Here is a 23,651-nt window from a genome sequence, read left to right as displayed (position 1 = left end):
CACATGAAAGCAAAATCAAACTGGTTATTCAATCGAAACTCTTGTGTTGGCTTATTTCAACTGGGTGGTGGAAGTCTCATCTCCTCGGAAAGCAGCTTGAACGCGGCATTTTCTTTCGTCGTCCGTTCATCTGGAGTGAGGGCGGTAAAGACTCTTTTGACTCGATAGCCTTTGCGCTGAGTTTCAGTTGGCGTGGGTGCCGTGGGGATGGAAGGTGATTCAACCGGTTGAGGCAGGGCATTGACGAACGCCAGGAACTCCTCCGGCTGAAAATACTTCACACATGCGGCGTCAGCAGCGTCAAGGTACCCGGCAACGGCAGCTTCGATCTGCCTGAGTCGGCGTTCATTCGCGGTGATGACCGCGATCAAATCGAATCCTGCGCGAAGGCATTTCCGCACGTTGCCGACCTCGTGATCGACTGTGGTGGTCACGGAGATCTCGCAGGCGATACGCATGTCGCTGCGAACCAAACCCACATCAATGGTTTCGCGTCCGGCTCCGACTGGCATTTCGAGCATTGCCCGGAATCCTCGCTGTTCGCCCACCGCACGAATTCGATCCTGCAAAATGCGATGCTGATAACCACCCTTGCCAGCCTCTGAAGGTAGGGGAGCAGGCGTGGTTGTTGCTTCGCTTGCGACCGGTGCGGCTTCCGGTGTTGGGATGGGAGGCTCAATCTCAGCCATTGGCGGTTCTGCCATGACCGGTTTGGGCTCCGGCGATGCTTGCTGGCGAATGGCCGCCGGTTCCGATTGCCTGACGCGCTTCTCCTTGGGATGGTTGGCAGCAGCTTCCTCGGCCTCGAATCGTTTCAACAATTCGGCTTCAACCTCTTTGCGTGGAACGGTATAAACTGAGCGAGAAATGTTGATCGCCTCGGTACGACGTTCCGCTGTGGAATCCTCATCAATCTCCTCAGGCAAGGTCACCGAGAGATTGAAATCATGATCGGCTGTTTCAATGCGGCAGATGGCTTGACCGATGGCAAGGGTTTGCAGGTCGCGCGCCTCGAAGTGGGCAAATCCTTCCGCCAGCGTTCGCGCATCGCTGTCACCGACCCGGAACACCACACGCGTGAAGGCGTTCGACAGCACCGAGTTGGCGACATCCTTGTCACGCTCCAGTTGCTTGAGGTCTTGATGGGCGAGCACCAGCCCCAGGCCATACTTGCGCGCGCCAGACAGAATCTCTGTCAGCGATGGCGTGATGAAATGCTGGAACTCGTCGATGTAGCAATAGAACGGACGGCGCTGCGCGGCACTCATCCGGGCGCGGCTCATGGCCATCTGCTGCAACTTGGTCATGACGAGACTGCCGAGCAGGTAGGCATTTTCGCGTCCGATCTGTCCTTGCGGCAGCTTCGCGAGAAAGATTTTTCCGTCGTCCATCATTGCACGAAAGTCGATGCGGTTTTCGCGCTGCGACACCATGTAGCGAATCGGCTTTGGCGAGAGGAAGGTTTCCAGCCGTGTGATGATCGGGCCAATGCTGCGGCTGCTGCCGAGCTGGGGGAAAGCGCGCTTCCAATAGTAGCGAACATCTGGGTCGCTGACGGTTTGCAAAAATTGGTCGCGCCAGGCCTGGTCGATCAGGAAGCGCCGCAAGTCGGCGAGCGTACCGCCTTCGGTGCTTTCGAGGAATGCGAGCACGGCGTTCTGAAACACGGAGTTCATCTGATCACCCCAGCTCGTGCTGAGGCGTTGGAACACGGAGACCAGATCGCTGGCGAGCAGCTGCTTCTCGAAGTCGGAATGCGCCGAGAGGATGTTGAACGGGACAATGAATGACTCGTCCGACGGATCGAACAGCACCACATCGCCAAGACGCTCCGGCGGGATGATGCCAAGCACCCGGTCGATGAGATCACCATGGGGGTCGAGCACGGCGATGCCTGCGCCATTCTCGATGTCCTGCTGGATCATCGAAAACATGAGCGTGCTCTTTCCTGTGCCGGTGCCGCCCAGAATGTGGCAGTGGCGCACCCGCTGCTCGCGGGTCAGCCAGACCTCGGTCTCATCGCCTTCATGGCGATTCATGCCGATGCACACCCGCTCACGATCAGGCCTGGCAACAGGAGCACCTCGCGTGTTGGCGGCGCTGCGAACGAAATGTTTCGACTGCACCGCAGCCGATGGCAGGTGAACCAAGCCGGTCAGTTCGTCCAGATTTAACAACATGCCACAACGACGCGACTGACGAAGCAGCACATCTGCCGCATGCTCAGATGCATCGCAGTCGTCATTGCGCAACGGAACGAATTCATTGGCACCTGGGCGTGTAAAATTTCGCAAGGCTGGTGCCATGCTTCGTACGATCTGCCATGACCGGTCATAGGAGGATGCGACTGCAGCAAGTCTGACCACCGCACCAAACAGCGGCCCTTCGGTCTTTTGCTGGGCTCCTTTCACCAGTGCCGCTCCGTCATCAAAGAACGGCTTGCCATCCGCCTTCGTCACCGCCGCAATCGCGGCATCTGACCACGGTTCAGACAGCGGCGTGAAAATGACCTGATACACCCCGGCCTCTTCTTCTGCCAATGCAGTCAACGCCCCGATCAAGGCCACGAAGGGATCATTTTTCACTGTAGCCAGCGGCAGCATGAACGGTTCACCAAGACCAAACTCAACAGCAACGATTTCAGCAGCCTCGTTGTCCGGCCAAACTTGCGCCAGTGCATCCGTCAAAACCGAAAGCTTCACCTGCGGAAAGTGCGCCTGCATCTGCCGCTGCAAATCCGCCGCGTCCGTGGCATCGACAACCCACTGCACCCATGTCCCGGCTGAGGTGCCAATGATCTCGAAGACCACCGGATGCTCTGACAAGGAAATGCTGGTGAGCAACGGCACCATCGCTTCGCGTGTCATCTGCAAGCCTTCCGGCAGAAGCATCTTCAACTCCACCCAAGCTGATTCATCCCCGCACCAGTTTGGCTCAATCGTGTCGTTGCCAGAGTCCACATCGTCGGCCCGCAACGCGAGCTGTTGATCAGGCTCGCCACGCACCAACGAGCCCAATCGCGCGAGGAAACCACTCACCTTGGTATGGCGCACACTGTCAACACCTGTGCTGAAGCCCTGCAGCCGATGGCCGGGAAACGGCGCGAACGGCGGGCGTGGCGACACCGGCTCTGGAAATGTCAGCACACCACGGCCACGGATTTCCCAGCGCTCGAAGTTCTCGCACAGAAGTTCGTGGACGGACTTCATCGCAGCAGATTTTTAATGCCTTCTTGTCCCGCCTTCGCGAGATGTTCCACCGCCTGTCCTGCTTTTTCCGCCGCCTTCTCCGCCACCATGTCGGCAAAACTTGTCATGCGGTCGGTGAAGGTGGTGATCTGCTGGATGTCGGAGACCTGATGGAACTGCACATCGTTGAACCCTGCTGCAGCAGCAAACTCGCGCACCTTCTCGCGTACGAGGAAATCCACCACCGAGACATACATCCGCCGCGTGTCGTCACGGTAGTAGCTCTCGGCTCGAAACACGGCCTCGTACAACGCGCCGATCACCGGCAGACGCAGCAGCAGATCGTCGAGGCCGTTCCATGAGCGCGCGGCGACCATCACTGTCAGCAGCATGAGCAGGGTGCTGGCAAGTGCGACGCCGCCGATCACCGGGCCGAAGGTGTAAATGTAGCTGGCGGCAAAGGCACCCACCGCCGCCAGAAACACGATGATCTCCCAGCCACGCAGGGAACGCTGGAGCACCGAGCTGCGGCAGGAAAACCACCACCAGCTTGCGCCAAACTTAGCTGAAACGATGTCGAACACCAGCGACTCGCGCCGCACGCGCAGATACTCCCGTCCTGGCGAAAGAAAGCTGCCGTCCTTGTAAATGATCCGCTCCGTGACCAGTTCCGGCAACTGCCATGCCTTGAACCCCTCCTCGATGGCCTCATAAAACTTTGCCGTGTCGCTGGAGAATTCCAGCAGCGGCGTGATCCACTGCGAATACACGTGCGGACGTTTGCGTTTGAAGAAGCCGAACATGATCAGGGTTTCTTTTCCGAGTGATGGAGGATGATGCGCATGCCCTCCGAGGTATGGGTGATCACCAACCTCACCGAGAAAACGCCGTTGACGGGTTTGCGCGTTCCAAGGTTCTGGGCCTGGACGCGTAAATCATAGGAGACCGCGTAGCCATCGCCCTGCGTCGCGTGCTTCACTGTCACATCACCCATGACCCGCTCTTCGACCATGAGGTGCGAATTGTGGTAGGTCGCCTCGTCCTGCAAAATCCAGGCACGGTCCACCACGCCGTTGGTGAAATAGTCCACCTTGTCGGCGTAGTCAGCCACCATCCCCTGCACATCGCCATCGAGGGATTTTTTGTGGTGTGCCGCAACAAAGCGGACAACCATGTCCTTGAGTTTGGGCGCGACCTCGTCGGTGAGCGCGGCTTTTTCTGCCGCCGCCTTGCGCTCTGCCTCCATGGCCGCTGTCTTTTCCGCAGCCATGCGAGCAGACGCGGCCTCTTCCTCTTCGCGCTTGCGGCGTTCGGCCGCCTCGCGTGCCACCTGCACGGCGTTCGCCTCGCGTTCCCGCTTTTGAACAGCCGACGTTTGGTCGTGGCGCAAGCCCGCCTTCGGAGGGGTGAGGGTGCCGCCGTTCGTCGCAGGCAGACGAGCCCACCAGCGGTGGGGCGTGTTGAGTGTCAGCAGTTCACCTTCCGGCTCATCCGTCAACGAACAGACATCGGCGATGATGTCGCCCTCCTGGATGGGGGAGCGGCGCTGCCACAGATACACCGTCGCTTCCTTGCCCTTCCATTCCAGGAAACGCATGACGCCAAGCGCCTCCTCGCGAAGCGGGCCAACAACCTGCTGGTTCAACGGATTGATCATTGGGCGATATACCAGTGCTGCAAGCTGACCGGACTCAAGCGCGCGAGTCACCTCCTTCGCATGTTCGCCGTCCTCCGGCGAATGGGGCATGACGATTTTCCATACCAGATCAGGAAGCGGCTCCACGTCAAAATAGTAGAGGTGCAAGACACCACCAAGTGGGCGCAGCACCACCGATCCATCACGGGTGGAGCAAAGCCGCTCTCCCTCCTTCACGTCCAACGACGGGAAAACGGTCATGCAATCCAGCAGCGGGTGACTGATGGCGAGGCAGCGTTCCAACGTGAGAGGCCACTTTGACTGACTGGCGATTTCCGGCAGCTCGCTACGGCGGATGAACCGGCGCACCTCCCATTGCCACTGTGCCTTGTCCATCAGGGCAGGAACAACCTCGCGTGTGAGCTTCTGCTGGATCAGCGGATCGAGTGACTTCCATTCCTCGTCCTGAGCCGCGTCATCAATCTCCAGGTTGTCGAGATTCAGCATGAGGCGGTCCTGGTTTTGCAGGACAAGCACCTTGGTGTCCTTCCACCAAAAAGGAGTGCCGGATGGCACAATGCCTTTGCGCGGCTTGGGCAGCGTCGTCACACGTCCACCCCGGATGTCGGCCACCCCGTAAAACCTCTCGCCATCCAGGAGCCAGACCGCCAGAAGGCGTTCTCCCGAGGGATTGAAGGAGAAGTGCTCGACCTTGCCCGGCAGGTTCACGTGCCAGAAGGCCTCAGTGCGCAAATCGATCACCTGGACGGCTTGTTGCTCGCGGGCGAGACAGGCGACATAGCGGTCATCAGGCGATAGTGCGAGCGTGGATGCATCCACTCCAGACACCTCACGTTGCTTGAGGAACCGCCACTGCATCGCGCTCGCATGCTCGATGTCCGGCGAAGGCGTGAATGCAAACGCTGGCCGGGGTGCTGCTGTTTGCACTGGTCGCTGTGGCTGAGGCGTGAGTAACGGAGCCACAAATCGCAGTGGCGAGGCCGGGGGCAGCACGATGGCCAGCACCACCAGCAGGGCGATGAGAATCCGAAGACTCCAGACCACCGACGTGGACGGCGGCGAGGCGGGAGTGGCAGGATTCGTCAGTGGGTCCTGGCGCGCGAGGGTGAGGGAGGCGACTCCTGAGCACACCATGCCGTAAAATGTGACCGGCAGCAGTGAAAGGAGGCCAGCGGTGCCCGCCTTGAAAATGAACAACCAGTTCTCCATCAACCTGGATGACAGGGCAAAGATGGAGGCCGCCACCAGAGCTGCCAGAAAAGCTGTCCATGCTCCAAAGCGAAGCGCTGAAGAAGGATCGTTGCCATTCTGAACGGAAACTCCGCCGCCAGCAAACCCGGCCATGCAGGCAATCACCAGCAAAACGAGCAGCAACCATCCTGGTTCAAACACCATCAGTACTCTCCAAGGCAGTGCCAGCAGCATCAGAAGTCCAGCCCCCAGTCCGAGGGCTTCACGACAGCACAGCAATGGTGGAAGCGGTTTCATGACCCTTTGGGATTTTTCTTGGCCTTCGAAAGAATCCGATCTCGTTTCTCCCGCAGCCCCAGACGCTTCTCGGCTCGATCCCACGCCTCAGACGGCAGCAATCCCAAGGCGAATGAAAGTTTTGCGAGAGTCTCAGTGGTAGGATTGCGATCACCTCGTTCGATGAAAGTAATGGCTTGCCGATTGAGCCCGGAAATCTCGGCGACTGCTCCCAATGAAAGGCCGGCGGCGAGACGCGCCTCACGCAGCACATCACTGAGTGCCGCGCACAACGAACTGCAAATCTTGGAGCCATCGAACACGCTACGATTGTAGAAATCACAGTTGACTTTACCACGCTACAATTGTAGCGTGTGTCGAGATTGATCTAACCCTCTCACTATCATGACCTTCCTTCGTAGAATCGGCCCTGATCCACACGCTAACGGACAAAGCTCTGCTGCCGCTGACAACTGCCCAGACATCTGGGAACTTGCGGATGGCGATTTTGCCATCATCGGCATCGACATCACCGATGATGCTAAATCTCTACTACCGGCGACTGCGGGGTGCGGCTGGGACGAACGCATTATTCGCATGCCACGCCGCATCCTTGTGGATGCGAGGAATGACATTCCTGCCAAGTCCTGAGACCCCTGGTTTTCATCGATGCTCCCATGTTATAATGGGAGCATCATGAACGGCCTTTTATCATGGATAGGATCGCATGTCTTCGACCTGATCTCAGCTGTCGGCATCATCTCCAGCCTTGCTTACACGGCTGTGAGCTTCCGTGAATCAACCCGTTCACGCCGCATCGACAACCTTTTAAAGCTCACTCAGCAACATCGGGACATCTGGGGAAAGAGCCAGGGCAATCCGGCTTTGGGTCGTGTTCGCGATCCCAAGGCTGACTTGGCCGAGAAGCCAGTGACCGCCGAGGAGGCGCAATTCGTGACCTTTCTCATCCTGCACATCTACTGCTGGTATCGGGCCATGCTCGACAGGGAGGTGATTAGCCAGGAAGGCATGCAACGCGACGTCAAAGGCCTTCTCAGCCGTCCGATTCCCAGGCATGTATGGGAAGAGCGTAAATCCTTCCTCGATCACGATTTCCAGCGGTTTGTCGATGATCTCCTCAACGAATAAATAGGGGCATCCACAAAAAAGCCCACCTGGACGAAAGTCCAAGGTGGGTGTTTTTTAGTACTCGCTGGGCAGGAGCACCGTGGTGGCAGAGCGGTCCCATTCAGTGATGATCCAGAACTTCACGCGTGTGGAGGAACGATAGGAGGAGAAGAGCCTGGTGCCTTCTTTGAGAGCGAGGTTGTTCGCGTCGATGTCCTCCTGGCCAAGTTCGCCCCAGTCGCCCATCGCATGACGGGCGAGCGCTGATGAAATGTCCTCGGTGGAAACCTCCGTGAGCACTCCTGGTGTGGCGAGGAGCTGGCCAAATGCAAAGCGGGCCGTCTGTGGATAGAGAATGAACATGGTGATGGTCGTCAGTCATGTGTTTTCAATCCAGCAGAGCATGCAGCTCGCCTTCAGTCAGATGATCGGGTTGAGCGCCTTCCTGGGGAAGTGGCACCACCCGGACGAACAGTTTGCTTGCGAGTCTAAGCAGAGCCTTGTCGCGGCCCATGCGTCCCGCCTCGTCCTCGTCGAGCATCAGGATGATGCCGGAGCGTCCTTCGGATGCCGCTACAAGGACTGCTTCCTGTCGTGCCGAAAGGGAGCTGCCCATGATGGACACGACGCGATGAAAACCCAGTTGCCAGAGCTTCATCACATCAAAGAACCCTTCGACCACGATCAATGGCAGCCCTTTCTCCTCCTGCGAAGCGCGGTCGAGGTTGAACACCTCGGCGCTCTTCTTGAAGCCGTTGGGCAGTTTATACTTCGGACGATCTTCCGGCGGTTTACCCGGCCAACGTCCGCAATATCCGACGAGTTCGCCATTCTGGTTGTGAATGGGAATGACGATGCGACCCGACATGGTGCCTTTGGCGCAGAAGCCGAGTCCGAACAGTTCGACCGTCGCCTGCGTGAGTCCACGCTCGGCGAAGTAGGCATGATCCGTCTTGAGGTTCTCCAGCTTGAAGGACAGCGGCACATTGTCGCTCGCGTCCTCGGGTGGTTCCTCCGCCACTATTGCTTCGGTAGCCGATGAAGGCATGCTCTGGGTTTGCGGCGGTGGTTGCTTACGGCGTTGCAGCGGTTGCTCGTGTGCGGACGGAGCCGAACGAGCAGGCGCGCTATCATGACGCTGCGGAGCGGACTCCGCTTTGCCAGCAAGACCAAGGTTGAACCACTGGTCGAGCTTGAGCGCTGCCTCGTGAGCATTGCAGTTCTCCATCTTCGCGACGAAGTCGAGGTGATTGCCGCCGCACTTGCATTGGCTGTTGTGACAGAACCAGCAGTTCTTCGAAAGGGTCACTTTGAAGATGTCCTGACTGGTGCCTTCATGAATCGGGCAAGGGCCTTCGAGGCCGTCGCCATTGCGAACGCTGCGCATGCTGGTCGTCAGACCGTAATGCTCCAGCACTTGTTGAAACGACACGGCGGCTTTGACTGCCGTGAAGTCGATGAATGCTTTTGCCATGGGATGATAATGAGCTGTCTTGGTGTTTGCGGGATGTCTGCGTCATGCAAACACCTCCACGGCTCATGGTATCAGGCGGCTTGAATTGACGGCACTTGACGAGACACCGGTTCCTGTGTTCCAACCGCCTGCGGGTGGATGAATCACCATGTCATTGTAATGAGCCATCTTGAACAGACGCTTCGGCAAACCTGCGTCAGCAATGGCTTGGACAATGTTGTTGAGCCTTTGCTCGGAGATCGAAAGAATCACCACCAAAGTGTTTGGCGGCAGCGAACCCGGCTTCTGGCTGAGCAAGTGATAGGTGCGCAGCTTTTGCATCACGGAACTCTGTCGTTTGTTGCTTCGCGTGATCGGCATCGTGCCACGGTCTGCTTCGACAAGGTAGTGCGTCCGCACGACACGACCATCAGGCTGCTGTGTCTCAAAGGCAAACACCTTGTCCGGCACTACGGTTGCATTGCGTCCGTTGCATTGTTTGACCGACCAACGAAATGGCTGGCGACTTTCCTCACGGCCTTTCGGCTTATCAATGTCATCCGCTGAAATGAAGCTCGCCCCTTGCGAGCCAAGGCAGAGCTGAGTGGCGATGAAGTCACTGACCAGAACGGTGTGCTCAAGGAACAACCGCCCGATGCTGCGGTTCCGAGTCGTCCAGTCCATCCGGTCAAAAGGCATGTTCAAGTCGCGTCGAAGACGACCCGCTCCGCGAGAGGCAAGGCCATAAATAATGCTGTGCGAACCGCCACGGTGATGATAGTCGAGCTGAGCGCGCGGTCGATCCAGGTAGCTGTGATGATAGAGCAGACTGAGCCTGCGAAGCACCTGCTGTTCGCTGCCTCCAGCCAGACGAACAATCCATTCGGATCGAATGAAGCGATGCTCGGCGACAATGCTGAGAATGGTCAGATCGCGCCGGGTGAATTGAAATGATCCAGCGGCATCAGGATCACGCGTGAAGCGCGGGAGCCGCTGCTGTTTGCTCTGCATGCCTTCATTGTAACACGAACGAAGCCTCTCCGGGTATTGGAGAGGCTTCTTGATTCAGGCCGTCACACTCGATGTGATCAAGCTTCCATCGCGGGTCGCCCGGTTCAGTATGAAGTCCGCAGCCTTGCCAGCGTGAGAGGCAGCGTTGATGATCCAACGCTTGTGTACCTTCACACGCAGGACATCGAGCCAGCTTTGGAGGTAGGCAGCGGATTGCTCATGTGCATCGTGAACAAGGTGCGTCTCCATCCCAAGGAAAGCAGCGCCCATCTCGGCAACGAGTTCTTCCTGGGAATACACTTTCCCTCCGAACCCGTCATGCTTGATGAGGCTCTCGCGATTCAACCGGTCTGGATGACCAGTCGAATGACACATTTCATGATAGAGCGTGAGGTAAAATGCCTCGGCGCTATCGAAGCTCGCGAAAGCCGGCATGTGGATCGTGTCCGCTGCCAGCCGATAGCAAGCCACGGTGGTCGATCCTTCCTCAATGACGGGCGGAAGCTGCATCTCGGCAACGACTTGTTCGGCGGCTTGGATGCGTTCATGCGGGCTGAGCTGGGGAATGTTCAGCGCCGCAGGGAACGCGATGCCATCGATCTGCGTCGCGTTGAAGACGGTGTATTCCCGAAGGAATGAACGCTTGCGCTGCGGCTCGTCGGATTCTTTGGCATGTTCACGCTCATTTTGTGAAGGTGAAGATTCGCCCACCTTGATCACATGAGAGCCTCGCTCGCCTTTGCGAACATTGCCGCCCAACTCCTGGGCTTGACGGAAGGTCAGCCAGTATGGCGATGGCAGGTGACGCATTCCCAGCAAGAGCACGTTGATGCCCTTGTAGGTCTTGCCCGAGTGGAAGTTGCGTGGGATGCCAACTTCACGTTGCCACGGACAATGCCAGGGAACGACGCCACGTTCCAAGTGGTCGATGATGATGTCAGTGACGGTCTGATAAGGATCTTTGATCTTTGCAGAGGTGCTCATGGGGCGGTGTTGCTGATGGTCAGATGAAGCCCACCTCGTTGTGAGGCAGGATTCAGACTGACCACCGCGCCTCCTCGGCCCCCGGACTGCTCCTCTATGAGCATATCAAACTCATGCACAGTCTGACAAGGTAGCTGACTCAGAACGACTCCTTGAGCCACCGCTCAAGCTTCTCCTCCACCACGACACGCTTCGTTGCGAACCGCTCCCGACTCCTTTTGATCAGTTTCTCACGCCGACCTTGATTTGTTTCGATGGGAGCCATCAATCGAGCGCGTTGGAAATGCATGGAACCGTCGTATGACTGGCTGCGGATCAGGGTTTCGTAGCGTGGGAGATCGACGAATTGTCGCTCGTGGAATTCCTCGCCGAATTCGCCGTGCAGGTGCTCGGCATCTGTGAAGCCGACTCGGAAGGCGATGAGCGTGCCGACATTGCCGAAGACGGCATCGCGCACCGTGGGCGAGAGCTGAGTGATGTATTGATGACTCAGTGTGAGATTGAGCCGATATTTTCGGGCTTCAGCGAGGATGCTGGTAAAGGACTCAGTGGCAAAGTTTTGGAACTCATCGACAAACAGGTAGAAGTCACGGCGCTCGGACTCGGGTTGCCGGCTGCGGGCCATGGCGGCAAGCTGGAACTGCGTGACGAGCAGCGAGCCGAGCAGGTTCGCTTTGTCGTGACCAATCTGGCCTTTGGCGAGGTTGGCAATGAAGATGCGGCCTTCATCCATCACGAAGGGGATGCTCACCTTGCTGCGCACCTGACCCACGATGTTGCGGATGATGGGGGAGAGCAGCAGCTGACCCACCTTGTTCTGAATCGGAGCGACGGCCTCGCGTTTGAATCGTTCATCATAGCTCTCGAACTCGTTCACCCAGTAGTCCTTCAGAAACGGGTCGCGCACCTGACGCACGACCCACTGCCGGTAGGCGTCGTCGGTGAGCATGCGATTCACGCCAAGCAGGGAAGTGTTCGGGCAATGCGCAAGCGCGGCCACGGCGTTATGCAGGATGTACTCCAGTCGCGGCCCCCATGAGTCGTGCCAGAGGTTCTTGAGCGCACCCACGATGCCGGACGCGATGAGATGCCGGTCGTCGTCGTGCGTCTGCGCAAACAAGTTCAGCCCGATGGGGAAGTCCGCATCACCGGGATTGAAATACACGGTCTGCTCGGCGCGCGACGGCGGGATGTGATCGAGCAATTCCTCCGCGAGATCGCCATGCGGATCGATCAAGCCGACGCCATGCCCTTGCAGAATGAGTTGGAGGATGAGGTTGCGTAGCAGCGTGGTCTTACCCGAGCCAGTTTTGCCGATGATGTAGGTGTGGAAGCGAGCATCGGCCACATCGAACCCGAACGGCAGCTCGCCGCCCCAGACCTCGCGTTTGCCAATGTGAAGGAAATGATCGTTCATGCTGCTCAAGCCAGCCGCCGCTCCTTGATTGATGAGCCAGACGATGCACCCGTGGTGTGGTTGGTGCGAGTCTGGCAAGACACTGGGCAAACGCCTTTTGGGCGAGCCCTGTGGGTAATCAGCGACTGGCTTCGGCGGCTGAATGACCTTGCTATTGTATCAGACTGTTGCGAAAGTCGCTCGCCCGGAAGGCTGGCGACTAAATAATATCCTTGCGAAGCCTACACGCTGATCCACGGTGGTGCATCAGTAGCTCTACGAATCCAATGTCCTCAAACACAGCTCTATCACCTGTTGAGGCGCGCGATTTGAACGACCCTGGCGATGTTGTTTTGAGCAAGTTTAGCTATCAGTTTGGTTATGGCGTGATTCTGCTTTCCGGGATGCTGACAAAGAGATTGTCTTATCGTGCGCTTTGGTGCGAGCAACACGAGGACTTTCTCGCCGAGCGCGATGACGGCCTCTTCGACGCCTTGCAAGTGAAGACGCGAACCTCAGACTCCAAGGCCGGAAAATGGGAGACGAATGACGAAGCATTCATCAAGAGTGTCGCACGTTTTGGCGATTTGGATCTCCGGTTTCCAGATCAAGTCGCAACGTTCAAATTTGTATCAAATACCGGTTACTCCGACTCATCTTCGAAAGACCGAGAAATGTATAGTCCTGTGAAATTGCTTGGTTCAATTGATGGCGTTCTAAACTGGCAATCTCTGCCTGCCACAGCAAGGAAGGGCTTCGAAGCTCTCGTAAGATCGGCTAACCAGCTCCCTGAACTGGTATTCGCAGTGTTAAAACGGATGGAACTTGTCCGTGGGCCGAGTGAGGACGGACTCGATGACGAATTGTGCCAAACGCATATTTCGGCAATCGAAGATTGCGAGGCGATGCCTGCTTCAAGACTAGCCTGTGTGCGGGAATCTTTACGCGCCCTTGTTTTCCGAGCCTCATCGCTGGCCAGTCGAGACCCCAGTAAGAGTTGGGTCGGTTTAATTCGTGACAAGGGTATTGATCCATTCCTACTTGCTAAGCGCTTGGACGTTGCTTCAGCACGTTTGGCAATTCAGGATGCTCAAGGGCCTTCTTTCCGGTATCTGCCTGAACTAGCGTCGCTCGAGTTGGGAAACACAAAGGATAAGCTCACGATACTCGAGAAGAAGCTCGTGCGTGGCGGCTTGGCTGCTCAATTCGAGACAATGCGCAGACGCTCTCTAAGTGCAGAACAGATTCTTCTTGATTTGGTGACTCGGCCTCAAGACGGCCAAAAGGTCTTGGCACAAATTGAAAGTGTGGTTTTAGCGGAGTGCGACGATGCAAAATTGCGGGCAAGTCAGGACCCTGAGCCATATGGAGCCGCAATGCTCATTGACGTTCAGGATCGTCTCAAACGAATTGCTGAGAAAGAACCAACGCATGTGTATCGTCAACCTTCCGACATGCTGATCGGGGTGTCTGGGCTCTTGACATCAAATTGTAAAGTTTGGTGGAGTAACAAGTTTAACATTGAGGGTGAGCTATGAGCCTGACGATTGTGAGAGCAGCTCAGCAGATCGAACATTGCGACGACTTCCATCTGGCCCGGATACTTCTTTTATTGCAAGCCTTGTCGGGTCGATCAGGCAAGCCAGTCAAAGGCATTATGAAGCTGGCGAAGCTCGACTTCCTCGTTCGCTATCCGAGTGGGCTCGCGCGAATGCTGGAGAAGTTGAACAAGCAGAAGCAAGCAGACGAGATCCGAGCACAGGAGGGAGAGACAATAGAGGCCAAGATGATTCGCTTCCGATTCGGACCATGGGATGAAAGGTATCGACGTTGGATCGGCATAATGGCTGCAAAAGGTCTGGCTCATACGTTCGTCGAAGGAAGGACAATCAATGTGAAGCTGACGGCACTCGGAGCCTCGACTGCTGTCGAACTGTTGAAAGCGCCAGAGTTCGAAGCCATTGCCAAGCGTGCGAAACTCGTGGCGTCGAGCGTGGGAGACATGCCTGCGACTCGGTTGAAGGATTTCATCTACGATGTCTTCCCGGAACTCATCTCCATGCGATGGGGGTCAAATATTAATGCTTTATGAATGTGCGCCTTATCGAATTGAACCTTGCCTTTAAAAAGGAGCGCGAGCGGATCGAATTTGCCGATTTCACGTCCTTCCATGGGCAAATGGGTGCAGGCAAATCAACGATTGCAAGGCTGATAGACTATTGTTTTGGAGCAAAGCTCGGCGAGGGAGAGATGACTCCGGCGATGCAATTGGAATTTGTCTCAGCGAGCCTCCAATTGACAGTTGAGAACGTTTCGGTCGTTTTGGAACGTCAATCCCACTCAGATCAAATTCGTGCTCATTGGCAGAAGGATGGTGAACACTTTGAAGTCGTCATTCCGGCTAGAAAAGCAGATGGCGAAATTCTCCCGGGCACTGGTGTGGAAGTGTTGTCTGATCTGATTTTCTATATTGCAGGTCGTCCAGCTCCAAAAGTCCGGCGCAGCAAACTAAACGAGGACTCGGACTTGGAGCGTTTGAGTATACGTGACCTTCTGTGGTACTGCTATCTGGATCAGGACTCCATGGATAGCAGCTTCTTCAACTTGGAGACAGATGGAAACGTTTTCAAACGCCTAAAGAGTAAGGATGTCCTACGTTTTATTGTGGGATTTCATCAGGAGGTGGTGTCCGAACTTGAAGTCCGTCTTGAGCGAATAAGAGCTGACCGATTAAAGGCTGAGGCGGGTGCTACGGCGATTCGAGACGCCTTGACCGCATCTGAGATTGGTTCCGACCAGGAGATTCAGATAGTGCGCTCCCATCTCGAAGCAAAGCTACAGTCGCTGGACGAAGAAATTCGAACAGCAAGGTCGCAGACTGGTCTCACTCGCACCCATGCGATGGACACACTTCGAAATGCTGGTCGAGAACTCTACGCAAGATCTGAGATGCTGGCACAGGCCGCCGAAGATCTGAAGACGTTGATCGCGAAGGACAAAGCACACAAGAACGAGCTTCTCGCGCTATCAACGCGGTTTCGGAGATCGCAATCGGCTAGGGCGGTATTAACTGGCGTTGATTTTCTGGAGTGTCCAAGTTGCAGTGTCACTCTTCCGGCGCGTGATCCGGGCGTATGTAGCGTATGTGGACAGTCGCACATCGCAGAACCGCCCCCCTCGGTGGACGAGGAAGTGCTGGAACGTGATCTGGATTCGCGCGTTGCCGAGTTGAATGAAATTATAGGGAAACATGAGGGTGAGCTTCGAAAGGTAGAGCGGCTTGCAAGAGAAACGGAAAACCAAAAAGCTGTTGGCAATGCCGAACTTGATCGGGTGTCCAGGCTTTACGATTCCGCCTACCTATCTGCCAACCTTGAAATTGAGAAGCGGAGGGCCGCGATTCAACAGGAGCTTGTTGACCTGAAAAAGATTGAGTTCCTCTCTCGTCGCATATTAGAATTAGAAAATGAGGTCGGGGAACTCTTAGCTTCTGAGCAGGCCACTCGCAAAAAATTGAAAGAGGCCAGACAGAAGGCAGAGAGCGATACAAAAAACCTCTCTCGTCTTAGAGTGCTATTCCTCGATTGTTTGGTTCGTGCGAAGATCCCGGGCTTTGTTCCTACTGATGTGGTTGAGATGAAGGCACCACATTTTCTTCCCGAGGTATCATCGGCAGGGAGCGGCGACTTGGCAGTTACTTCATTTGCGAATCTTGGCAGCGGCGGCAAGAAGACTCTGTTCAAATGTTGTTTTGCGATTGCCGTTCATCGGCTGGCATCTGAGATTGGTGCGCTCTTGCCAACTCTCCTGATCATCGACTCCCCAATGAAAAACATCAGTGAGCGAGAGAACAGAGAGCAATTCGAAGGCTTTTTTGAGCTGCTCTACCAGTTATCCAGCGACGAGTTGCGAAACACACAGTTCATTCTGATCGACAAGGAACTCTGCCCTCCTCCAAGCGACTTTGAACCAAAGTTCTTGGAGAAGCACATGCGCCCAAACGCCGTTGGCATTGACCCAAGTCAAAACCCGTTTCCGCCGCTCATTCGATACTACATAGGCAAGTAATTGTGATAGCTCAGGCAGGGAGGAGGGGCATCGGTGGCGGTATTCGTCACCCGTCGTGCCCCCACGTGTTTGGGCGAGGGCCGTCCGTCGATAGACCGGCGGGCCGCAGCGCCCGACTTCACGCGGTTGGTCATTGGCCGAGGGCGGGTAGCCCGGTTCCGGCCATGACCTTTATCCGTAGGTCGATCAAGTCCTTGTCGCCGAAGGAAACCGCGTGAAGTCGGGCGTTGAGCCCGAACACGTGGGGGCACCCGTGACAAGGCCCTGGCGCGAATCGCCGCTCAGTGAGGCCGTGCAATCGTCGTTCGCGCGTCAGCGCTCCGCCGCGATTTTTCGCGTGCCCTACATACCATGTAAATAGGGGTGAAGAGAGGGGTTCGACCGTGTCGCCCAATTCAGAGCGCAGTATCCGGCGTGGCCGTGTCCTTGAGCGTGAAAGTCGCACAGGCGTTGTCGGCCATGCCGGATACTGCGCTATTGAACGAAGCCGCTTCGGCCCATCGCTTGGAAGGCCGGTTGTCCGATACGGGGGAAAGTAACCGCGCGGGCTCGGCCAGGAGGCGGGTTTTTGGCTGGGGCATGGTACTGGCGCTCTGCTGCCGGGGCAGAGTTCCATGAGCACGGTGAGTATCGTGGGTGGTTCAGAACCATGGAAGTGGTGTCAGGCGAGTGAGGACGACAAATGCCGACGGATTGAGACAACGGCACCCCATGCCCATGCGTTGCCGGTTGCCGCGACGAAGGCTTGTTGGTGATTGACGAAGCTGGATTGCGAAATGGATGTTCATGAGCTGTCAAGGATCGCAGGAGCGCGGCTGCCAGGTGGAATGACGATGCGGATCACGACGAGCCGGATGTCCTGGCAGAACGGGCACTTCATTGGTTCGGTCTGCAGACGAGATGGTGCCTGGGGGCTGGCTGTCGTTGCCGATGTGTTCGCCGCTCGTGTGTCCAGCAGTGCTCTGGCTTGTTCGACTCGCCGGGTGCGCCCACGGTTGGCAAGCAGGCCGTAGTGCCTGATCTTGGTGAACCTGGGAGGCAGGATGTGCTGGCGGAACCTTCGCACAAACTCGCTCATGCCGAGCGTCATGGTCTTGTGTTCCGACGCATGAGCGTAGTCCTTGTAGCGGAAACTCACGGTCTGGCTGTGCTCATCGCAGGCCGCGAGACGTGAGTCGCTGACTCCCACCCGGTGCGTGTAGCGCGCCAGATAGGCGAGCACGGTTTCGGGGCCGTTGAACGGGCGTTTGGCATGCACGACCCATTTGCGGCGGCAGATGTCGCGCAGCAGGGCGTCAAACCGGCTGCGCTCTGCCAGCTCCTGGATGTGGCCGTGGAACTCCAGACGGTTCCGCTCATGAAGATCCCGCAGGCCGGAGCAGAACTTGCCGCGATACATCTTGGAAAGAGCGCGAACGGGAAAGAGCCAGTGCTTTTGCGCAGAGACCCATTGGCTGCCGTCGGCTGTCAGTCCGCCACCAGTCACGATGCAATGCAGGTGGTAGTGGTCGTTGAGCGTCTGGCCCCAGGTGTGCAGCACGGCGGTGATGCCGAGCGCGGCCTTGAACCTGTTGCGCCCGAACTCCAGCAGTGTCGTGCTGGCGGCGTTGAAGAGCAGCTCGTAAAGGGCGGTCTGGTTCTGGGCGATGAGCGCGTTGAGCTGGTGCGGCAGCGTGAAAACGAGGTGGAAGTAGGGAATGGGCAGGAGCAGCTCACACTGCCTGCGCATCCACTCCGCGCCGCGTGCGGGCTGGCAGGTCGGGCAGTGGCGGTTGCGGCAGGAATGCGGCACGAAATGCTCGCGCCCACAGCCGGAGCATTGATAAACATGGCCTCCGAGGGCGGGAGTCCGGCATGCCATCAGTGCGCGCAGCGTGCGCCAGTGGTGCGTTGGCATCTTGTGCTGGCAAAGATGCGCGGGCATGCAGGCGCGCAGAACCGCCGCCATGGTCAGCCGCTCATCCTTCGTTGCCGCCACCTTTGAAGCGGGCGGGGAATGCATGGCCGCCTACGCCTGGGTTTTGAGCTGTCCAACGTCCACCAAATCCAGCGGGCTGCGCACATTTTGCAGCCGTATCTGGCTCACATGCAGGTAGGTGGAGGTGGCGCTGAGGCTCCGATGTCCCAGCAGCCGCTGCAGCACGACGAGATCAACGCCGCTCTCCAGCAGATGCGTGGCGAAGCTGTGGCGCAGGCAGTGGATGCCGCCACGGTCAGGCAGGCCTGCCTGGCTGACCGCCCTGCGAAACACCCGCTCCGCTGTTCGCTTGGTGACCGGCCGTCCGGTTGCAGGAGAGGGAAAGAGGCTGCCTTTTGGCCGAAAGGTGCGCCAGTATGTTCGCAGCTCGTCAAGAAGACGGCTCGACAGGACGGTGTAGCGGTCTTTGCGCCCCTTGCCCTGAACCACGCGGATCTGCATGCGCTGGCTGAGGATGTCCTCGGCGCGCAGGTGGCAGGCTTCGCTGACGCGCAGCCCGGCGGCATAGACGATCATCAACAGCACGCGGTGCTTCGGGTTCAAGCCCGGCGTGCTGAACAGACGTTCGATCTCCTCAATGCTGTAAATCTGCGGACGCCTGGTTGAGGGGCGCATGCGAGGCAGAGTGTCCTCGATCTCGCTCAGGGAGCGGCCCAGCACATGCTGGTAAAAGAACCGCAGGGCGCTGACGGCCACGTTGATCGTGGAGCGTGCGAGCCTGCGGACGCGGATCAGGTGCAGCAAATACTGCCTGATCTCGTCGTCGGTGATCTGATCCGGCGGCTTGCGCCAGTGGCCGGCCAGGCGGCTCACGGCGGAGACATAGCTGTCGCGGGTCTGCACGGAATAACCGCGCAGGTCGAGTTCATCAATGAAGCGTTGGCGTAGTGGTGTCATGGGCAGACACCATCACCCGCATGTCGCACAAGATAACCTCTGCGATATGACGCGACACTCGCGTTCCTCCCAGCGCACCGCGTGGCGAAGGCTCCTGGCTCTCCGCGAAGCGGTTTAGTTCAATATTAGTTTCGCGACATGACCCCGCAAAAATGGCTTCAATGCTGGGTTTTTGCCCCGTGCGTGTCCTTGATGAACTTGGGTCGCCTGTAGTTGTTGAGGCGTGTCCTTGATCGACATGCGAGAAAATCAAAAGAGCTGCTTCGCAGCAGCCCTGTAAAAGTCGTGGTCTTGACGGATTCGGCGTCGTGTGGTGTGAATCGCAGTATTGGTGGGTGAGTTTGTGTACCGCTGAAGCGAATCAGAACAGCTTTTTCGCCTCACCGATACGCTTGCGCCAGTAGTACGGGCGGCGTTTGGCATGGGCAATGGCAAGAATGACGACACGTTCCCGCCAGACCATGTAGGCGATGTAGTGTTCGTCAAAGCGCGGAGTGAGATTGGCGCGGCGGATCGGAGGACGGCGGAGATTGTAGAGCAGCGGGTTGTCGAGGATGAGGCTCAAATGCCGGTTAAAGGTCGCATCGAAGGCGGCTGCGAGGGGTTGATCCTGATCCTGTTCATCAAAGGAGGCGTAGTGCCGGATGGTGTCGTAGAACTCGGCCTGTGCAGCGGGATGAATATCGAAGTCGATCCTCATGCCAGGCGCTTGATGCCGAGTTCGGCAAACAAGGCATCGGTGCCATGCTGCAACTCTGCGCCTGAGACGAGAGCGACGCGCCCTTCTTCAACGTCCTTCACACGCTCGGTAATTTCGGCATCCCATGCCGCTTCAACAACGGAAGCATCCTCTCCGACCAAAGGCATGGTGTATTCACTCTGAAGATCACGCAGCAAGTGATCCACCTCGTTGGGTGCGAGGCTGCGGATTTCCTGTTTGATGTGTTCAATGGTGATTGGCATGGTTGGATTGTATCAAATGGTGCCGGGGTTGTCGAGGGGGCGAATCAACGCAGCGAGTCGTCTTCGCGCACCTGCTTCTCCAGATGGCGCAACGCTTCGAGCATCGCTTCCCTCGCCTGCGGTTCGCGTTTCGCCCGGAGGGTGGCGGTGCAGCTTCCCTGCCGGTGCTTGAATTGAATGACCGAAGTAAGGCGAGGGTTTCGAGACGGACTGACACCTTGCTGGGCATGACGAGTCTCAATGCGAGCACGAATGCTGTGGGTGCTCTCCCCTGCCTTGGCGGCAGTGACCAGTTCCTCTTGAAGCTGGGAATCCCCCACCCTGGCGATTCGCAGGGCCATCTCGTAGCCGATGCCGGGCGTGGTGCGCATTTCCTCCTGCAGCCGTGCAGGCAGTTCCAGGATGCGGAGAATGCCACTCACCCACTGCTCGCTCTTCCCTACCTGGGTGGCAAGTTCACGCTGGGTCGCCACGGAATCGGAATCAAGCAGCGCGCGCAGGGTTTCTGCCAGCTCCACAGCACCGATGTTTTCACGCTGGATGTTGGAAATGAGACTCTTAAAACGGCGGGTGATTTCATCATCCGGTTCACGCACGAGCACCTCGACTTCGGCGAGACCGACCGCCTTCGCGGCACGAAAGCGGCGGTGGCCGGTGAGAATGCGGTAGCGGTCGCCGTCCTGTGTGACTGTGATCGGTTCGATAATACCGTGACGGCGGACGGACTCGATCATGTCGTCCATGTTGTTAAAATTTTTGCGTTCGTTGTCTGGATCTTCCTGGAGCCGCTCAATGGATACGATGAAGCGGCCTCGCTTTGGCAGTCCTCCCATGAGGCCGGCTTTGACGAGATCGAGACGACTTTTGCCTTCGGGTAATTTGGTCATGCTGTTGGGGCGGAGACTGCATCAAGTCGAGGTTCATCAGATGAATCCGTGCTCTCTGCTGCCTCCGGGTGGGCCTGCGGCCCGTTACTGAATAATTCCCGCACCTCTTCGACGAGGGCGGCCATGTCCTGCGCGCCTTTGGACAGCGGGCGGTAGTGGAAAATACTGCCACCATTTTCATCCACCTGTGCCATCCAGCCGCAGGAACGAATCTCGCTGCGAGCGGCGGCGATGCCATCATCACGGAGCAGCGTAAGGACACGCTTCCGTAAACCCGGCAGACGGGTCAAATTGCTCAGCACATGCAGCATGTGAAAGTCACTGCCGGAGCGAAGCTTAACGAGGAGCTTGTAGATGCTGGCGTAGCTCCTCACGGCCTTTGTACTCTCAAACGGGACGATGAAGGCATCGGCGGGAAAAATGGCGTTCTCCATGATTGGCGAAATTTGATTCGGCGAGTCGATGACGATGAAGTCAAAGCGGTCGGCGATGTGCTCCTCAGCGAGCAATTGAGTGAGCATGGACGGATAGCCTTCTGTCTGGCTGATTTCGCGTCCGAGGTCTTCGAGTCCATCGGAACTGGCGGCGAACGACAGGCGTTCAAAGCCGGTGGGCTGGATGACCTCGCTGAGCGACTGCTGCTGCGTTAGCGCAGAAACGAGTGTGCCCTCCGAGGTGAGGCCGTCCCCTGCGGCGAGCCACTGGGTGACCTGGGCCTGAGGATCGAGATCCATGAGTAGGACACGATGGCCGTAGCGAGCCAGGCCGCTGGCGAGGTTCATAGCGATGGTGCTCTTGCCACAACCGCCCTTGGCATTGATGACGGTGACAATTTTCATGCGTTGGTTTGAAATGATTGGCTGTTAATGTCGGCATCCCACTGCCAGAAGTCCGGGAGGCCGAAGAATTCACGAAAAGCGTGTGCCTGCGCTGTCTCGGTATCGAAGTGATCGAGCACGCGCTTTGCCCAAGGCTTCGGATCGGCGGCCAATTCGGCTCGTTCGCGCTCACGCTTGACCGTGTAGCGGACGTAGTCGTCCGGGCTGCTGTGTTGCATTTCCGCCTGCTGCTCGTTCAACCAAGCGAGCCATGTCGCACGGTAGGTCTGCTCGTGCTGTTCCCGGCGCTCGGTGATCGTCACGAGCTGAGTATGCAGGCGCAGCTTCTCGACCCGGACGAGGTAGCCATCGCCTAGCTGTCGAATCGCGAGCTGGAGCGATGGGAACGGATTGCGCTGTTCACGCGCCATCTGGCCGATGACGCGCCCCCATTCGGCGGGAGTGTTCTGACCGCCACTGGCGCGGACGAGACGCTGCACGAAGACTTCCGCCACCTGGGCCTCGCTTGGCGAAGGCTCATTCACCGGCTCGCCGCGATTCCCACCATAAGCGGCGTAGAAACATCGGGCGAATTCCCAACCAGAAGTGCCCAAAACTTGGGTCGCCCGTAGTTTTGCGGGTGCGGGCCATCCCTGTTCAATCGCCCGTCGGAGCAGTCCCGCTGGACTCCTTGCCGGAGCCCTAAGCGGCAGCCATGCGATTTGTTCTTCGATGGCTTGTGGGCGATTCTCCCGGATCAACTTGGCAGCCGTCTTCTCGCTGAACCCGATTGCGATGAGTTTTTGCGCAAGCGAAGTGTCAGCCGCCGGTTGCCTGTTTATAATTTCATTTCCTGGTTTCGTTTTAATACTGGTCTGAATTTCCGACTGATCGACTGGTGCGGAAATCTGACCGATGCTGGTCTGCTTTTCTGACTGACCAACCGCTGGTGCGATTTTCTGACCGATCAGGGAATCCGACCAGCGCAGGGCATAAGTCGCGCTGCGGCGTTCATCGAAACGATGGCTGAACACGCCATCGGCCACACGGATGATGTAGTTCTTTTCCAGTGCAGTGCGCACGGCCTTGGCGAGATCGGAACGGCTGCCAATGCGGGCGTAGTTCTGAATGTGCTGGAAGGAGAGCGCCACTTGCTGCCGACGACGGCCATGCTTGGTCTGAAAGCCAATGCTGTGGCGGATGACCGAGCCGACGACCTTGATGACTGAGAGCGGTTCATTGGGAATCACGACATCAAAGAACTCGTTCGGGATGTCGGTGCGATTGCCGTCGCCTTCAAAAAATCCCCGGAACTCGGCAGGCCGGGTGGTGTAGGACGCCCCGCTCCAGTTCAAGGCATAGTGCGCCGACTGACCGGCATCATGCGCAAGTTTCGGTCGTCCCTCTCGAATGCATTCGAGGATGTGACCGGCAAGGGCATCATCAAGAGCATTGCGGATCATGTCGCGGCTCACACCCGCCTTGTGCTCCAGCTCACTGTAGGACGCCTCGATCTGTTCCTCCTGCGGGTTGCCGTTGGTATCGCACCATCCCAGTGTTTTGCGAATGAGGTAGCCGACGATACGAACGACACCACGCGAGAAGTGTGGAATGACCACGTCAAAGAACTGGTTCGGCGTGTAAGTCGTGTTCGAGGTTGGCGGTCTGAAGCCCCGAAATGTCGAAGCCGCCGGGCTGGGTGCCTTGGGTGCAGAGAGGACGATTCGATTTTCCGCAACCGTGTGCTCCATGGTTG

Annotated in this window: 21 protein-coding genes; 5 read left to right on the top strand and 16 right to left on the bottom strand. The window is 57.5% G+C overall.

The window, feature by feature from the left end; all coding sequences use genetic code 11:
• Nucleotides 1-56: 56 nt before the first annotated feature.
• From AC3RLQ_RS13165 to AC3RLQ_RS13150, 4 genes are all read right to left on the bottom strand, one after another.
• The gene (locus tag AC3RLQ_RS13165; RefSeq protein ID WP_493037758.1) at nucleotides 57-3,038 is read right to left on the bottom strand and encodes a type IV secretory system conjugative DNA transfer family protein; all 2,982 of its coding nucleotides are present in this window, start codon (nucleotides 3,036-3,038) and stop codon (nucleotides 57-59) included.
• A gap of 167 nt (nucleotides 3,039-3,205) precedes the next feature.
• Entirely contained in the window at nucleotides 3,206-3,991 is a 786-nt protein-coding gene (locus AC3RLQ_RS13160) for a hypothetical protein (RefSeq protein ID WP_493037756.1), read from the bottom strand.
• A gap of 2 nt (nucleotides 3,992-3,993) precedes the next feature.
• Nucleotides 3,994-6,333 (bottom strand): DMT family transporter, encoded by a 2,340-nt coding sequence (locus AC3RLQ_RS13155; protein ID WP_493037754.1) that lies wholly within the window; start codon nucleotides 6,331-6,333, stop codon nucleotides 3,994-3,996.
• Entirely contained in the window at nucleotides 6,330-6,635 is a 306-nt protein-coding gene (locus tag AC3RLQ_RS13150; protein WP_493037752.1) for a helix-turn-helix domain-containing protein, read from the bottom strand. The genes AC3RLQ_RS13155 and AC3RLQ_RS13150 overlap by 4 nt, the downstream gene beginning before the upstream one ends.
• Before the next feature lie 82 nt (nucleotides 6,636-6,717).
• Between AC3RLQ_RS13150 and AC3RLQ_RS13145 the strand changes: the two genes are divergently transcribed.
• Together AC3RLQ_RS13145 and AC3RLQ_RS13140 are read left to right on the top strand one after the other, a co-directional pair.
• On the top strand, nucleotides 6,718-6,963 hold the full coding sequence (locus AC3RLQ_RS13145) for a hypothetical protein (RefSeq protein WP_493037750.1): 246 nt from the start codon (nucleotides 6,718-6,720) through the stop codon (nucleotides 6,961-6,963).
• 45 nt (nucleotides 6,964-7,008) lie between these two features.
• Entirely contained in the window at nucleotides 7,009-7,461 is a 453-nt protein-coding gene (locus AC3RLQ_RS13140) for a hypothetical protein (protein ID WP_493037748.1), read from the top strand.
• Between the two features lie 54 nt (nucleotides 7,462-7,515).
• Here AC3RLQ_RS13140 and AC3RLQ_RS13135 read toward each other — a convergent pair whose 3' ends face one another.
• The 5 genes from AC3RLQ_RS13135 to AC3RLQ_RS13115 form a co-directional block, all read right to left on the bottom strand.
• Complete coding sequence (locus tag AC3RLQ_RS13135; RefSeq protein WP_493037746.1) at nucleotides 7,516-7,803, bottom strand: hypothetical protein; 288 nt, start codon at nucleotides 7,801-7,803, stop codon at nucleotides 7,516-7,518.
• Between the two features lie 25 nt (nucleotides 7,804-7,828).
• Nucleotides 7,829-8,914, bottom strand: coding sequence for a toprim domain-containing protein (locus AC3RLQ_RS13130; protein ID WP_493037744.1), 1,086 nt, complete (start codon nucleotides 8,912-8,914; stop codon nucleotides 7,829-7,831).
• Between the two features lie 63 nt (nucleotides 8,915-8,977).
• Complete coding sequence (locus AC3RLQ_RS13125) at nucleotides 8,978-9,904, bottom strand: replication-relaxation family protein (protein ID WP_493037742.1); 927 nt, start codon at nucleotides 9,902-9,904, stop codon at nucleotides 8,978-8,980.
• Nucleotides 9,905-9,958: 54 nt separating this feature from the next.
• Complete coding sequence (locus AC3RLQ_RS13120) at nucleotides 9,959-10,888, bottom strand: ArdC family protein (protein ID WP_493037740.1); 930 nt, start codon at nucleotides 10,886-10,888, stop codon at nucleotides 9,959-9,961.
• Nucleotides 10,889-11,027: 139 nt separating this feature from the next.
• Nucleotides 11,028-12,305, bottom strand: coding sequence for a type IV secretory system conjugative DNA transfer family protein (locus AC3RLQ_RS13115; protein WP_493037738.1), 1,278 nt, complete (start codon nucleotides 12,303-12,305; stop codon nucleotides 11,028-11,030).
• Between the two features lie 266 nt (nucleotides 12,306-12,571).
• On the opposite strand from AC3RLQ_RS13115, the gene AC3RLQ_RS13110 reads away from it, so the two are divergent.
• From AC3RLQ_RS13110 to AC3RLQ_RS13100, 3 genes are read left to right on the top strand one after another with little or no spacing between them, the layout of a single operon-like run.
• Complete coding sequence (locus tag AC3RLQ_RS13110) at nucleotides 12,572-13,822, top strand: dsDNA nuclease domain-containing protein (RefSeq protein WP_493037736.1); 1,251 nt, start codon at nucleotides 12,572-12,574, stop codon at nucleotides 13,820-13,822.
• On the top strand, nucleotides 13,819-14,376 hold the full coding sequence (locus AC3RLQ_RS13105; RefSeq protein WP_493037734.1) for a hypothetical protein: 558 nt from the start codon (nucleotides 13,819-13,821) through the stop codon (nucleotides 14,374-14,376). The genes AC3RLQ_RS13110 and AC3RLQ_RS13105 overlap by 4 nt, the downstream gene beginning before the upstream one ends.
• Nucleotides 14,373-16,352: a hypothetical protein gene (locus AC3RLQ_RS13100; protein WP_493037732.1), complete on the top strand. Its 1,980-nt coding sequence runs from the start codon at nucleotides 14,373-14,375 to the stop codon at nucleotides 16,350-16,352. The genes AC3RLQ_RS13105 and AC3RLQ_RS13100 overlap by 4 nt, the downstream gene beginning before the upstream one ends.
• Nucleotides 16,353-17,136: 784 nt before the next feature.
• Here AC3RLQ_RS13100 and AC3RLQ_RS13095 read toward each other — a convergent pair.
• The 7 genes from AC3RLQ_RS13095 to AC3RLQ_RS13065 all read right to left on the bottom strand — a co-directional run bounded on the left by AC3RLQ_RS13095 (nucleotide 17,137) and on the right by AC3RLQ_RS13065 (nucleotide 23,646).
• Nucleotides 17,137-18,354: an IS91 family transposase gene (locus AC3RLQ_RS13095; RefSeq protein WP_493037730.1), complete on the bottom strand. Its 1,218-nt coding sequence runs from the start codon at nucleotides 18,352-18,354 to the stop codon at nucleotides 17,137-17,139.
• A gap of 6 nt (nucleotides 18,355-18,360) precedes the next feature.
• Entirely contained in the window at nucleotides 18,361-19,227 is an 867-nt protein-coding gene (locus AC3RLQ_RS13090; protein ID WP_493037728.1) for a tyrosine-type recombinase/integrase, read from the bottom strand.
• A 361-nt stretch (nucleotides 19,228-19,588) separates the two neighbouring features.
• Nucleotides 19,589-19,927 (bottom strand): type II toxin-antitoxin system RelE/ParE family toxin, encoded by a 339-nt coding sequence (locus tag AC3RLQ_RS13085; protein WP_493037726.1) that lies wholly within the window; start codon nucleotides 19,925-19,927, stop codon nucleotides 19,589-19,591.
• On the bottom strand, nucleotides 19,924-20,190 hold the full coding sequence (locus tag AC3RLQ_RS13080) for an addiction module protein (protein ID WP_493037724.1): 267 nt from the start codon (nucleotides 20,188-20,190) through the stop codon (nucleotides 19,924-19,926). Before AC3RLQ_RS13080 ends, AC3RLQ_RS13085 begins: the two co-directional genes overlap by 4 nt.
• A 44-nt stretch (nucleotides 20,191-20,234) precedes the next feature.
• Complete coding sequence (locus AC3RLQ_RS13075) at nucleotides 20,235-21,077, bottom strand: ParB/RepB/Spo0J family partition protein (protein ID WP_493037722.1); 843 nt, start codon at nucleotides 21,075-21,077, stop codon at nucleotides 20,235-20,237.
• Nucleotides 21,074-21,916: a ParA family protein gene (locus AC3RLQ_RS13070; protein WP_493037720.1), complete on the bottom strand. Its 843-nt coding sequence runs from the start codon at nucleotides 21,914-21,916 to the stop codon at nucleotides 21,074-21,076. Before AC3RLQ_RS13070 ends, AC3RLQ_RS13075 begins: the two co-directional genes overlap by 4 nt.
• Nucleotides 21,913-23,646, bottom strand: a complete 1,734-nt coding sequence (locus AC3RLQ_RS13065) for a hypothetical protein (RefSeq protein WP_493037718.1) — start codon at nucleotides 23,644-23,646, stop codon at nucleotides 21,913-21,915. Before AC3RLQ_RS13065 ends, AC3RLQ_RS13070 begins: the two co-directional genes overlap by 4 nt.
• Nucleotides 23,647-23,651: the final 5 nt, after the last annotated feature.

The organism is Prosthecobacter sp. GW821-HT29F12 (assembly GCF_058803405.1).
This window is presented reverse-complemented; position numbering and strand designations above follow the sequence as displayed.